Here is a 13,062-nt window from a genome sequence, read left to right as displayed (position 1 = left end):
CCCTCTGCCCGCGAAGAGGCCGCCAGCCATGATCAATGGCTGGTCGACTGCCCCAGGTCATCGCCGGAGTTGTGTTTCATGTCATCGCCGCGCATCTGCTTGACGTCGCCGGCCGACACCGCCGAGCCCTGGTTGCCCCAGCTGGTGCGGATGAAGTTCACCACGTCGGCCACTTCCTGGTCCGACAGGCGCCAGGCGAAGGCAGGCATGGTGAACGTCGACGGCGCCGTGTGCGTAGCTGGCAACGTGCCTCCTGCCAGCACGATGTGGATCAACGAACTGGCATCCTCGGTCTGCAGCACCGGGTTGCCGGCCAAGGCTGGGAATACCCGCGCATAGCCCTGGCCATCGGTCCGATGACAGGCCGCGCAGTTGTCGATGTACACCCCGGCACCGACCTTGCTGTCGTCGCCCTTCCACAGCGCATCGGCCACGCGCGCATCGTATTCATGCGGCTTGTCGGCGCGGTCCACTGCCGGCAGCGTCTTCAGGTAGCGGGCAATCGCGGTGAGGTCTTCGTGGCTCATGTACTGCATGCTGTGCTCGACCACGTCGCTCATGCCGCCGAACACCGCACTGCGGTCGCTGCGGCCGGTCTTGAGAAACTGCACCAGTTGCTCTTCGCTCCAGCTGCCCAGGCCATCCTTGTGATCGCCGCGCAGGCTCTTGGCGATCCAGCCTTCGAGCGGTGCGCTGCCAGCCAGGAAGTCGGCGTTGTCGGCGGCGCTCAGGGCCTTCTCCTGCATCGTGATCGCCCGCGGCGTATGGCAGGCACCACAGTGCCCGAGCCCCTCGACCAGATAGGCACCGCGGCTGATCACCGGGTCGGAGCCCGGCGGCGCCTGATAGGCGCTCACGGCCGGGGCGAACAGCCCGCGCCAGATCGCCAACGGCCAGCGCATGCTCAATGGCCATGGAATGTCGGTCGCCTTGTTCGGTTCGGCCACCGGCGCCACGCCCTTCATGAAGTAGGCATACAGCGCGTGCATGTCGGCATCGCTGACCCGTGCATACGATGGGTAGGGCATGGCCGGATACAGGCTGCTGCCACTTTTGCCGATGCCGTGGCGCACGGCCTTGTCGAAGTCGTCGAAACTGTAATTGCCGATGCCGTCGCTGTGTGGCGTGATATTGGTCGAGTAGACCGTGCCGATCGGGGTTTCCATGCCCAGCCCACCCGCGAATGGCGCACCACCCTTGGCGGTATGGCAGGCCACGCAATCACCGGCACGAGCGAGGTAGCGACCCTGCTCGATCAGGGCGTCGTCGGGCTCGGAGGCCCACGCCGGCAGGCTGGTCGACAGGCTGGCGAGCAAGGTCAGCGCAGCGATCTGGATAACGTTCATCTCTGCGCTCCTTATGCCTGCACCAGCGGGCCGGGGTTCTTCAGGTACTGCTCGCGAATGGCCCGCGCCGACCAGTAGGTCAGTGCAGCCACCAGGCCAGTGGGGTTGTAGCCCAACCCCTGGGGAAAGGCCGAGGCGCCTGGAACGAATACGTTGGGCACATCCCAGCACTGCAGATAGCGGTTGATTGCACTGGTCTTGGGGTCGGTGCCCATGATCGCGCCGCCGTTGAGGTGGGTGGTCTGGTAGGAGGCCGTGTTGAAATGCTCGCCGACTTTCTTGCCGAGCAGGGCAATCGCCTTGGGGTTCATGGCCGCGGCGACCTTGCTCATTTTCTCGACCATGAAGCGGTTCATCTTGATGTCGTTTTCCTGCCAGTCGAAGGTCATGCGCAGCAACGGCAGGCCATAGGCATCGCGGTACACCGGGTCCAGGTCCAGGTAGTTGCCGCGATAGGACTGATGGGCGCCGTGGGCATCCATCGACACCTGATGGGTGTAGTAGTCGGCAGTGGCCTTCTTCCAGGCACTGCCCCAGGCAGGCGTGCCGGGTGGATTGGCCGTGCCGGCGATGGGCCGGCTGCCGGCCTGGTTGACCCACATCGGCGAGCCGCCGACGAAACCATGGGGGCCATGGTCGAAGTTGTCGGCGTTGAAGTCGTCGAACGCCACACCGTTGCCACCGGCACCGATGAAGTTGTTGGTGTGGGTGTCCTTGTCGAAGAAGGCCTTGATGGTGGCCATGTTCTGATAGGCGAAATTCTTGCCGACCACACCTTCGCCGGTCTTGGGGTCGTAAGGCTGGCCGATGCCGGAGAGCAGCATCAAGCGCACGTTGTTGAACTGGAAAGCTGCGAGGATCACCAGGTCCGCCGGTTGCTCGACCTCACGGCCCTGGGCATCGACGTAGGTCACTCCGGTTGCCTTGCGCTTGCTGCTGTCCAGGTTGACCCGCAGCACGTGGGCATTGGTGCGCAGCTCGAAGGTGTCGACCTGACGCAGCGCCGGCAGAATGTTCACGTTCGGTGACGCCTTGGAATACATGTAGCAGACATAGCCACTGCAGAAGCCGCAGAAGTTGCAGGGGCCCATCTGCGCGCCATAGGGGTTGGTATACGGCCCGGATGTATTCGCCGACGGCAGGTTGTACGGCTTGTAACCGACCTCGGCCGCAGCCTTCTGGAACAGCTGCGCCGACACGGTGTTCTTCTGCGAGGCCAGCGGGAACGGGTTGGAACGATCCGGCGCATACGGGTTGCCACCCTTGCCTTCGCCGACGCGCACGCCGTTCACCGTCCAGGCCTGACCCGAGGTGCCGAAGACTTTTTCGGCGAAATCGAAGAACGGTTCCAGCTCTTCATAGCTGACGCCGAAATCCTGGATGGTCATGTCCTTGGGAATGAACTGCTTGCCGTAGCGCTCTTCGTAGTGGCTGCGCATGCGCAGCTCGATGGGATCGACTCGAAAATGCACGCCGGACCAGTGCAGACCGGCGCCGCCGACGCCCTTGCCTGGCAGAAACGCACCCAACTGACGGTTGGGCAGGGCGACGTCGTTGACGCTGTGACGGATGGTCACGGTTTCCTTGGAGATGTCCTGGAACAGCTTCTTGCGCACGCTGTAGGTCAACTCGTCGATCACCTGTGGATAACTGCCGTCAGGGTAGGTGTCCTGCATCGGGCCGCGCTCCAGCGCTACCACGTTGAGGCCTGCCTCGGTGAGCTCCTTGGCCATGATCGCGCCGGTCCAGCCGAACCCGACGATGACCGCGTCGACCTTTTTCATTACCGTTGCCATGTCAGGCCCTCTCGCCGCGAATCGACACTGCCGGGAAGGGGTATTGCTCGTTGCGTTCCACCCAGTCCATGAAATCGGCGCGGGCGCCTGGAAAACCGATCTGCGTCCAGCCGACCATCCCCTTGTTGCCGCCATGCACCGGGTCGCAGAAGAAGCCTTCGCGGGTGTTCTGCAGAATCAGGCTGAAAAATGCCGTGGCAGGCAGTTCATCGAAAACCAGCTCAGCGGATTCGATCTTGCCGAGAATATGGTCTTGGGTAGCGCTGTCTTGCTCAGCGAACGTCTTGCCTGATTGAGCCTTGCACCACGCATCGGTGGCGGCGATGCCCAAGCGGTAGATCTGCTGTGGCACCAACTGCAGCTGATAGCCCATCTGTGGCGCGGCGTCGGTCACGAACGGGCCCTGCATGTACCACAGCGCGCCTGTGGCGTAGGGCGTATTCATCTGGCGGTCGATGAATTCCGCCGCTCCGGCTTCCAGAGCGCCGGGGCCCAGATCGTCCGCCGGAATCAAGCGAGCCACTGCGGCTTGAACGAAAGCCCATTCTTCAGCAGTGAAAAATGACGGCTGATAGTCGGCGGCGGGCACGGGCGCAGGTGCTGCCGACCGAGCCTCGGCGTTGGCATTGCCCGTCAGGGCTGCGACGCCCAGGCCGCTGCTGGCGACGGTCACCACCGGAATGAGGGTCAGGGTTTTGCGCAGAAAATCCCGGCGCGGGTTGTTTTCTTGCTCGGACATCAAGTTTCTCATCAGCTGTTCGATACGGTTTTTATCGATGCGCAGCCCGGCGGTACGTGTTCGTTGCACCACGCGGCCAGGGGCGGGTGGTGCTTTGTGGAAGGCGCAGACGCGACACATTCGGCACGAAGCCAGGCGCGGCAAAATGTCGCCCTGACGGTTCAGCCGACAAATGTATCCATTTGTGACGGCAAATGAAACCGGTTTCAGTATGTCCGTACCGCGTCTTCATCTCTGCCAGTGCGTGGCCCAATCACGTCTCGATGCCCAGATCGAGCAGCAGCGCGTCGATACCTGGCTTGCTGCCAGCGAAGCTTTCGACCAATTCTGCAAAGGGTCGCGTCCCGCCCGATGCCAGAATCAGACGTTCGAAATCTCCACCGACCTGGCTCGAGAGCAAGCCTTCGCGCTTGAAGCGGGCGAACAGATGAGCAGCGAGGACCTGCGCCCAGACATAACTGTAATACCCGGCCGCGTAGTACTCGTCGGTGAACAGGTGGGCGAAGGTATTCAGCCAACGCACATAGGCGGGATGACGGACGACCTGGGTCTGCTCCAGTACCTGTTCGCCAATCTGCTGCGCCGAGAGCGTGTCGTTCTGGCTGTGCAGACGATAATCGACCAGGGCGTATTCGAGCTGCCAGAGCAGGGCCTGGGCACGGAAGCGCGCCTGGGCGGCGAGCGCCTGTTCGACGAAGGCGGTACCGATCGGTTCGCCGGTTCGATGATGTCGCGACAGCGACTGCAGAACCTCGGGCTGCATGGCCCAGTGTTCAAACACGCCGCTGGGCAATTCCACCGCGTCATCGGCCACGCCCTTGATGCCAGATACGCTGCCATGGTCGACGCGGGTCAGTACATGGTGCAGCGCATGGCCCAGCTCGTGGAAAAACATCTGGATCTCGCCCAGGCTCAGCAGGCAGGGAAACGCCGGCGTCTCGGCGGCAAATTCACAACCCACGTGGGCAATGGGCAACTGCAGCCGACCGTCGGCAAAACGATGGCGGTCACGCAGGGCTTCCATCCAGGCGCCCGCGCGCTTCTTCGGCCGGGTATGCAGGTCCAGGTAGATATGGCCCAGGACCTGTCCCTGCTCGCTGAGTTGAAACAGGTGCACCGATGCAGGCTGGCGCGGTGCCGGCGGGCATTTCAGCCACTGCACATCGAACAGTTGCTCGAGCAGCCGCTGCAGGCCATCGAGCACGGCCTGCACGGGAAAGTATTCGCGCACCTTGAGCTCGGTCACACCGTGATGGATCTGCAGGTATTTCTCCTGATAGTAATTGCAGTCCCAGGGCTGCAGCGCCGGCACTCCGAACAGCGCGGCCAGTTCCTGCAGCGGGGCGAACTCCGCCTGCGCCGCTGGGCGGACCTTGTCGATCAATTGCAGCAGGAGCTGCTCCACGTCGGCGGCTTCGTCGAACATGCGCGTGGCCTGGGCCAGCGAGGCATAGCTGCGATAACCACTCGCTTCGGCCAGCTCGGCGCGGGCCGCAAGGATGCGTTGCAGCACCGGTCCGTTGTCATGTTTTCCGGCCTGCGGGCCTTGCTCTGAAGCCTGGGTGTAGAAGGCGCGGTACACCTGCTCGCGCAGTGCGCGGTCGTGGGCCTGGCTCAGTACCGCCAGCACCAGCGGCAACTCCAGTGGCAGCAGCCAGCCCGACAGGCCGGCCTCGCGTGCGCTCAGCGCCATGCTGGCGAGTACCGCAGGAGCAATACCTGCCAGTGCGGTCTGGTTATCGAACTTCAAGGCCCCGGCTTCGCTGGCTGCGCTCATGTTGTCGGCGAAGGTCTGGTACAACCCGGCCAGCTCCAGATGCAGGCGCCCGATGCGCCTCTGAATCGAAGGTTGGGTGCCTGCCCCGGCCAGGCGCGAAGCACGCAAGGCATGGCTCAATGCTGCCTGCTGGGTCGGGTCCAGATCGAGCGCCTGCGGACTTTGCTGCAATAGCTGCAACACGGCATGCACGGTGCGGTTGTGCTTCATGGCCGATTCATAGGCCTGTACCCGTTCGCGACAGCGCGCATAGGCGTCGATCACCGCGAGATGGTGATGGCGACTGAGCAACTGTTCAGGCTGCAGCACCGCCAGCAGGCGTTGGTGCATGTCTTCCAGTGGCTTGACCAGGCCCTCCCAGGTAGGGAACTTGAGTTGCTCGGGAAGCAATCGCGCCAGCTGACGCAAGTTGCTTTCGATCACATGGGTGATGGCCGGCTCGACGTGTTCGGCCTTGATCAAGTGGTAGGGGACTATGTCGTGATTGCCCAGCAAAGGGTTGTCGGCCAACAGGGCGGCCGGTGCAGACAGGTGCGCGGTGGTCATGTTCGATTCCTTGAATGACGCGTGAGTGGCGCGCCAGTCTAGGAATGGGAACGGTGTGGGACGTGGTAGCCGGCTATTGCCGTCGGCCTGCCCTTGCGGCAAGTCGACGGCGCGCCTGGCTCAAGGCTTCTTGAGCTTGGGGTTGGGAAAGAACTGCACCGGTTGCGAAGTGGGCCGGGCGACCTTGACGGCCACCTTGTTGACCCGCGTGCCCAGCTCGCTGGGCACCGATTGGCCCTGCGCGTTCAGCGTGTCGCTGTAGCCGCAGGCCACGCACTCGCGATGCGGAACTTCGTCGACGCTCCACATCATCAGCTTGTCCGGCTCGCTGCAGGCCGGGCAGACGGCCCCGGCGATGAAGCGTTTCTTGGTGATCATGCTGCCGCTTCCTCACTCAACCCGCTGTGGCGCAGCAGCGCATCAATGGAAGGCTCACGACCGCGGAAGTCGACGAACAGCACCATAGGTGCCTGCGACCCGCCGCGGGCCAGAATGGCTTCGCGGAACGCGCGACCAGTGTCGGCGTTGAGCACGCCGTCTTCCTCGAACTTGCTGAACGCGTCAGCCGACAACACTTCGGCCCACTTGTAGCTGTAGTAACCGGCCGCGTAGCCACCAGCGAAGATGTGCGCGAAACTGTTGGGAAAGCGGTTGTAGGCCGGCGGACGCATGACCGAAACCTCGTCACGAACACCGTCGAGCACTTCCATCACGCTGCGGCCGTCGCCGTGGGAGGCGTGCAGTTCGAAGTCGAACAGCGAGAACTCGATCTGCCGGACCATCATCAGCCCGGACTGGAAGTTCTTCGCGGCCAGCATCTTCTCCAGCAGGTCCTGGGGCAATGGCTCGCCGGTTTCGTAGTGACCGGAGATCAAGGCCAGGCCTTCGGGTTCCCAGCACCAGTTTTCCATGAACTGGCTGGGCAGCTCGACCGCGTCCCATGCCACACCATTGATACCCGAGACGCCCACATGCTCGACCCGCGTCAGCAGGTGGTGCAGGCCGTGGCCGAATTCGTGGAACAGCGTGGTGACTTCGTCGTGGGTCAGCAGCGCAGGCTTGCCAGCATCGGCCGGGGTGAAATTGCACACCAGATTGGCCACCGGGCTCTGCAACTCGCCGGCCTCGGTGCGACGCCGGTCGCGGGCGCCGTCCATCCAGGCGCCGCCGCGCTTGTTGGCGCGCGCGTAGAGATCGAAGAAGAAGCGGCCCACGTGCTGGCCGTTTTCCTTGATCTCGAACAGGCGTACATCAGGGTGCCAGGTGTCGAACCCTTTCTGCTCGGCGATCTCGATGCCATACAGGCGCTGCACGATGGCGAACAGGCCGCCCAGCACCTTGTCGATGGGGAAGTAGGCGCGCAATGCCTCCTGGGAAACGCTGTAGCGCTGTTCGCGCAGCTTTTCACCATAGAAGCCACTGTCCCAGCTTTGCAGGTCGGCACAACCCTGTTCGGCGGCGTAAGCCTTGAGCTGCTCCAGGTCCTGGGCTGCGAACGGTTTGCTGCGCTGGGCCAGATCACGCAGGAAGGTCAACACCTGATCGGTCGACTCGGCCATCTTGGTGGCCAGGCTCAATTCCGAATAGCTGGCGTAGCCCAGCAACTGCGCCAGTTCCTGGCGCAGGTCGAGGATCTCGCGCATCACCGGCGTGTTGTCGTTCTGGCCCGCGTTGGGGCCCTGGTCCGACGCCCGGGTGCAGTAGGCTGCATAGAGTTCTTCGCGCAGGGCGCGGTCGTGAGCGTAGGTCATGACCGCATAGTAGCTGGGGAACTCGAGGCTGATCAGCCAGCCGTCCAGGCCCTTGGCCTGCGCCGCTGCAGCCATCTGCGCCTTGGCCGAGTCGGTCAGGCCGGCCAGGGCCGCTTCGTCGGTGACGTGCTTGGTCCAGGCCTGGGTAGCATCGAGCAGCTGGTTGGAGAAACGGCTGCCCAGCTCCGAGAGCTTGCTCTGCACCTGGGCGTAGCGCTGCTGTTGATCGACCGGCAGATCGATACCGGACAGGCGGAAATCACGCAGCGAATGTTCCAGAATGGTCTTCTGGGCAACGTCGAAGCCTGCAGCTTCAGGGCTGTTGGCCAGGGTTTCGAAGGCCTGGAACAGTTCGCGGTTCTGGCCCAGCTCGGTGGAGTAGGCACTGAGCGCCGGCAGGCACGCTTCATAGGCCTGGCGCAGTTCGGCACTGTTGCACACGGCATTGAGGTGGCTGACCGGGCTCCAGGCGGCGCCCAGGCGGTCGTTCAGCTCGTCCATGGCCAGCACCAGGCCGGCCCAGGTAGGCTGACTGCCCTGGGTTTGCAGAATGTGGGCAATGGCCGCGCGGTTGTCGGCCAGGATCTGTTCAATCGCCGGTTGTACGTGCTCGGCACGGATCGCCGAGAACGGCGGCAGGTCGTAGGACTGCAGAAGGGGATTCGCGCTCACGGTTAAACACCTTGGCTATTGAAGAAACACTGGGACATCTTAATTACAATTGCGATTCACCGCAGCTATCGACAACACAGAGGATGCCTATCGTGGCTATTCGCACATTCCAGCAGCATACGCCGCGCCTTGGCGAACGCGCCTTCGTCGACCGCTCGGCGGTGGTCATCGGCGACGTCGAGATCGGCACCGACAGCTCGGTCTGGCCGCTGACCGTGGTTCGCGCAGACATGCACCGCATCCGCATCGGCAAGCGCACCAGCGTGCAGGATGCCAGTGTGCTGCACATCACCCATGCCGGCCCGTTCAATCCGGACGGTTTCCCGTTGCTGATCGGTGACGACGTGACCATCGGCCACAAGGTCATGCTGCATGGCTGCACCCTGGGCAATCGCATCCTGGTCGGCATGAGCAGCACGGTCATGGATGGCGCGGTGGTGGAAGACGATGTGATCATCGGCGCCGGCAGCCTGGTGCCGCCGGGCAAGCGCCTGCCCAGCGGCTTCCTGTACGTGGGCAGCCCGGCCCGGCAGGCGCGGCCGCTGACCGACAAGGAGCGCGCGTTCTTCACCTACACCGCTGGCAACTACGTGAAGCTCAAGGACCAACACCTGGCCGAAGGCTTCGACAAGGACTGATCCCGTGCATTATCAAAACATCCTGTTCGACCTCGACGGCACCCTGACCGACCCGCGCGAGGGCATCACCCGCTCCATCCAGTATGCCTTGGCCAAACTGGGCATCGACGAACCCGACCTGCGCAACCTGGAGCATTTCATTGGCCCACCCCTGCTGGAGCAGTTCATGCACGCCTATGGTTTCGACGAAGCCCGTGCCTGGCAGGCAGTGAATTTCTACCGCGAGCGCTTCCGCGTCACGGGCCTGTATGAAAACCAGATCTTCGCCGGTGTCATCGCGCTGCTCGAAACATTGCAGGCGCAAGGCCGGCATTTGTACATCGCCACATCCAAACCCTGGGAGTTCGCCCGGGAAATCGCCCGCCATTTCGATTTCGCCAAGCACTTCAAGGTCATCTACGGCAGCGAGCTCGACGGCACGCGGACCGACAAGGTGCAACTGATCGCTCATATCCTCGAGCAGGAAGGGCTGGAGCCTGGCAAGACCTTGATGGTCGGCGACCGCAAGCATGACCTGATCGGCGCCCGCCTCAATGGCCTGGATTGTGCGGCGGTGGGCTATGGGTTCGGCTCGCGGGAAGAGCTGGTTCTGGAGAATCCGACGTATCATTTCGATACGTTGCAGGCGCTGCATGAGGCGTTTTTGCAAGGCGCGGGATGATGCGGTGACGGTGCGGGCCTCTTCGCGGCCACTGACCGCTCCTACGGGGGTTCGTGCAGCGGTATAGATACCGGGTTACGCAAGGCTTCGTGTAGGAGCGGCCAATGGCCGCGAAAGGGCCCGAGAGAACACCGCAAACCTCATCGGCCCAACCGATTCAACTCGGTCCTGCGCTGGTCCATCGGCAACTTGCCCAGCTTTTGCGCTTGGGCATAGAACGCGCGCCAGTCGCCATCGACCTGCCGGAACAAGCCGGCGAACGCCGGCACCCACTGGTCATACAGGCCGAACGGCAGCAGCTTGGCATTGTTCATCGGCCCATTCATCCAGGCATCGAAACGCCGGTCGCCACCCCAGCGCTCATCGCGCAGCTGGCGATAGTCTCGGCGCAGGCGCTCGAACTCGGCAGCCTTGCCAGCCTGCATGGCCTCGGCCGACAGCGGCTGTGCGTACAACGTGGCCAGGCGTTCGCGGGTCTCGAGCACCAGCCGGGTGAACTGCTCTCGCTGCACCGCCGGTGTGCCTGCCGCCTTCGGCAAACCGCGCCAGGCGCGCCACTGCCGGGTGCCCTCCTGCTCGACGAAGGTGGCGAAGGACTCGTTGAACTCAGTGTCGTCCTGCACATACACGCGCTGATGCGCCAGCTCATGGAAGATCAGCGTGGCCAGGCGCTCGTCGTCCCAGCTCAACATGGTGTTGAGAATCGGATCATCGAACCAGCCCAGGGTCGAGTAGGCCTCGACGCCGCCGATGTACACATCCCGGCCCGCCAGCTTCTGCAACGCCGCTTCGCCCCGCGCGCCGGACTGGCTGTAGTAGCCGCGATAGGCAACGCAACCCGCGATGGGAAAGCAGTGGGTCAACGGGGCGAGGGAAAACTGGGGCGTGGCGAATACATTCCACACCACCAGCGGCCGACCGATGTCGGCATACAGGCGATAGCTGCGGTTGTCCGGCAGATGCAGATGCTCGCTGGCGAAATCGCGAGCGGCCTGGGCATGCTGCAACTGCTCGCGCAGGCGCAGGTCGCGCGAGGGATCTGCGATGATCCGCGTGACCGGCTCGCGTGCCTGCAACAGCTGCCACTGGCCCTGCATCAACTGGCCGTAATAGCCGACGCTGGTGCAACCGCTGAGCAGGAACAGCAGGCACAGGGGAACAAAAGCGCGCAAACCGCGGTCGAGTGCGGCAAGAATGGAACGACGAACAACAACGAATTCATGCATGTGGTTTTCCATGGCCAGGCCCGCCAGCGAGCAGGTGTTATCGGCGCTGACCCTGCATCTTACGATCCCATCAGGAGAATTCCATGCGCGCATTGATCATTGCCAGCAGCATGCTGACACTTGCCGGCTGTGCCGGTCTGCCCGACCCGGATCCCAGCCAGGCCTGGATTGATCTGCAGGCCCACGAGCACAACGCCCTGCAGGCGACACAGGTCGACGAGCGAGAATGGAGCGACACACGTTATTTCGAAGTCGAGCCCGGCAGCCATGAGCTGACCGTGCGCCTGCAGTTTCCCGTGCAGCCGACCAACATCGGCCCAGTGCCCGCGCCGCTGTGGCGCAACTGCGAACTGAACCTCACCTACGCCGGCTTCGACGCGGGGCAGCGGTATTTCCTGGAAGCCGGCAGCGTCGGCTTTCGCCCATGGGCCAGGCTCTACGACGAGCAGCGCAAACTGGTAGGCCAGGCCCAACCTGCAGGCTGTCAGAGCGCCTGAGTACCCGCCCGGGCATGGCCCACCGTCGGCGGCCACTCGCAGCGCCGACGCAAAGCTTCTAGACTCGACGTGTGTCCTGCTCACTTTCTTCCTGCAGCCAAGGAGTTTCCATGCGCGCCGTGCTCGCCCTGTTGACCGTCGCCACGCTGGCTGGCTGCGCCAATCCGCCGTTGCCGGCCGTCGATCCTGGCAAGGCCTGGATCGAAATGTTCACCACGACCGGTCGGCTGGTCATGGCAGAAAGTCTGGATGGTCGCAAACTCAATGACGGGCGCTACTTCCAGGTAGATCCTGGCAGCCATGAGCTGGAAGTGCGTTTCGACTACGAAATGTATGCCGGAGGGGGGCTGGTCAACGACCCGTTCGATCGTACCTGCTACCTGACCGTGCGCTATGACGGTTTCAAGGCGGGTCAGCGATACCGCTTGGAGGGCAGGGCCATTGCCATGCAGGCCAGTGCGCGTCTGTACGACTCAAGCCGGCAGATCGTCGCCGAAGACCGGGCGATTCACTGCATCCCATGAGACCGCTGCTTGAGCGCGTTGGGGTGACTGCACAGCAGCGCAATCAGTCGTCGTTTTTCTGATAGACGATCTTGCGCGTGCCATTGTCGCAAGAACCTACGACCATGCTGGGATCCTTGGCATCGAGGTTGTCGACAATTTCCAGTGTGTACGAAGTGACACCCTGGGCCTGGATCTTGGCCTCGATTTCAGCCTTCAAATCCTCGCATGGCCTGGGTGCTGCAAACGCCGTGGTTGCCAACACACTGCACGCCATCGCCAAAATCAATTGCTTCATGACTCGATTCTCCTGGTGAGGGGGCAGTGTAAGGCAACCGGGCGCACGCTACCTCAAGATTCCAGGGTGGCGCTCAGGGTGATGTCGGCGTTCAGTACTTTCGATACCGGGCAGCCTTCCTTCGCCTTGTTGGCCAGTTCTTCGAACTTGGCCTGATCGATGTTCGGGATCTTGGCCGACATGGTCAGCTTGATGGCCGTGATCGCGAAACCTTCGCCCTGCTTGTCGAGTGTCACGTCGGCAGCTGTCTTGATTTCGTCCGGGGTGAAGCCTTCGCCGCCCAGGATCATCGAGAATGCCATGGAGAAACAGCCGGCATGCGCAGCGCCGATCAGCTCTTCGGGGTTGGTACCTGGCTGGCCTTCGAAACGGGTATTGAAGCCGTAGGGATTGTCTTTCAATGCGCCGCTTTGGGTAGAAATCTGGCCTTTACCGGTCTTCAGATCGCCTTTCCAGACCGCTGATGCCTTCTTCACAATGCTCATAAAGCCTCCTTGATAAGCGCGATGGGTTCGCGCCGGGACTTAGTGTCAGAGGCTCCCACCGCAGCCAAGTTCATCCCATATCGATGGCTGGCCATTGAATCTAGCCGAGATGCCCATACTCACTGTC

The 13,062-nt window shown here is 62.8% G+C and carries 13 protein-coding genes; 4 read left to right on the top strand and 9 right to left on the bottom strand.

The window, feature by feature from the left end:
* Positions 1–32 precede the first annotated feature (32 nt).
* From IFT57_RS24560 to prlC, 6 genes are all read right to left on the bottom strand, one after another.
* Positions 33–1,346: a c-type cytochrome gene (locus IFT57_RS24560; protein WP_192152979.1), complete on the bottom strand. Its 1,314-nt coding sequence runs from the start codon at positions 1,344–1,346 to the stop codon at positions 33–35.
* Positions 1,347–1,357: 11 nt separating this feature from the next.
* On the bottom strand, positions 1,358–3,142 hold the full coding sequence (locus tag IFT57_RS24555; RefSeq protein WP_192152978.1) for a GMC family oxidoreductase: 1,785 nt from the start codon (positions 3,140–3,142) through the stop codon (positions 1,358–1,360).
* A 1-nt stretch (position 3,143) separates the two neighbouring features.
* Positions 3,144–3,881, bottom strand: a complete 738-nt coding sequence (locus IFT57_RS24550) for a gluconate 2-dehydrogenase subunit 3 family protein (protein ID WP_122796641.1) — start codon at positions 3,879–3,881, stop codon at positions 3,144–3,146.
* A 253-nt stretch (positions 3,882–4,134) separates the two neighbouring features.
* A complete protein-coding gene (locus IFT57_RS24545; RefSeq protein ID WP_192152977.1) occupies positions 4,135–6,204 on the bottom strand; it encodes a M3 family metallopeptidase in 2,070 nt (689 codons plus the stop codon).
* 120 nt (positions 6,205–6,324) lie between these two features.
* Positions 6,325–6,582 (bottom strand): YheV family putative zinc ribbon protein, encoded by a 258-nt coding sequence (locus IFT57_RS24540; RefSeq protein ID WP_043191945.1) that lies wholly within the window; start codon positions 6,580–6,582, stop codon positions 6,325–6,327.
* Positions 6,579–8,627: an oligopeptidase A gene (gene prlC / locus IFT57_RS24535; protein WP_192050324.1), complete on the bottom strand. Its 2,049-nt coding sequence runs from the start codon at positions 8,625–8,627 to the stop codon at positions 6,579–6,581. The genes IFT57_RS24540 and prlC overlap by 4 nt, the downstream gene beginning before the upstream one ends.
* Before the next feature lie 92 nt (positions 8,628–8,719).
* Between prlC and IFT57_RS24530 the strand changes: the two genes are divergently transcribed.
* Together IFT57_RS24530 and IFT57_RS24525 are read left to right on the top strand one after the other, a co-directional pair.
* Positions 8,720–9,265, top strand: a complete 546-nt coding sequence (locus IFT57_RS24530) for a gamma carbonic anhydrase family protein (RefSeq protein ID WP_192152976.1) — start codon at positions 8,720–8,722, stop codon at positions 9,263–9,265.
* A gap of 4 nt (positions 9,266–9,269) precedes the next feature.
* Positions 9,270–9,926 carry an HAD hydrolase-like protein gene (locus IFT57_RS24525; RefSeq protein ID WP_192152975.1) on the top strand — a complete coding sequence of 219 codons (657 nt, stop codon included), beginning with the start codon at positions 9,270–9,272 and terminating at the stop codon, positions 9,924–9,926.
* A gap of 140 nt (positions 9,927–10,066) precedes the next feature.
* Here IFT57_RS24525 and IFT57_RS24520 read toward each other — a convergent pair whose 3' ends face one another.
* A complete protein-coding gene (locus tag IFT57_RS24520) occupies positions 10,067–11,152 on the bottom strand; it encodes an aminopeptidase (RefSeq protein WP_192152974.1) in 1,086 nt (361 codons plus the stop codon).
* 83 nt (positions 11,153–11,235) lie between these two features.
* On the opposite strand from IFT57_RS24520, the gene IFT57_RS24515 reads away from it, so the two are divergent.
* Both IFT57_RS24515 and IFT57_RS24510 read left to right on the top strand, forming a co-directional pair.
* Positions 11,236–11,649, top strand: coding sequence for a PA0061/PA0062 family lipoprotein (locus IFT57_RS24515; RefSeq protein ID WP_122716124.1), 414 nt, complete (start codon positions 11,236–11,238; stop codon positions 11,647–11,649).
* Positions 11,650–11,759: 110 nt separating this feature from the next.
* The gene (locus IFT57_RS24510) at positions 11,760–12,173 is read left to right on the top strand and encodes a PA0061/PA0062 family lipoprotein (RefSeq protein ID WP_122716123.1); all 414 of its coding nucleotides are present in this window, start codon (positions 11,760–11,762) and stop codon (positions 12,171–12,173) included.
* A gap of 43 nt (positions 12,174–12,216) precedes the next feature.
* Here the strand turns inward: IFT57_RS24510 and IFT57_RS24505 are convergent, their stop codons facing one another.
* Both IFT57_RS24505 and IFT57_RS24500 read right to left on the bottom strand, forming a co-directional pair.
* Positions 12,217–12,450, bottom strand: a complete 234-nt coding sequence (locus IFT57_RS24505) for a DUF1161 domain-containing protein (RefSeq protein WP_192152973.1) — start codon at positions 12,448–12,450, stop codon at positions 12,217–12,219.
* A 53-nt stretch (positions 12,451–12,503) separates the two neighbouring features.
* Positions 12,504–12,929 (bottom strand): OsmC family peroxiredoxin, encoded by a 426-nt coding sequence (locus IFT57_RS24500; RefSeq protein ID WP_122716152.1) that lies wholly within the window; start codon positions 12,927–12,929, stop codon positions 12,504–12,506.
* Between the last annotated feature and the right edge of the window lie 133 nt (positions 12,930–13,062).

It is taken from the genome of Pseudomonas sp. CFBP 13719, from assembly GCF_014842095.1.
Taxonomy (GTDB): Bacteria; Pseudomonadota; Gammaproteobacteria; order Pseudomonadales; family Pseudomonadaceae; genus Aquipseudomonas.
The sequence above is the reverse complement of the archived record's forward strand: the minus strand, read 5'-3'. Positions and strand labels throughout refer to the sequence as shown.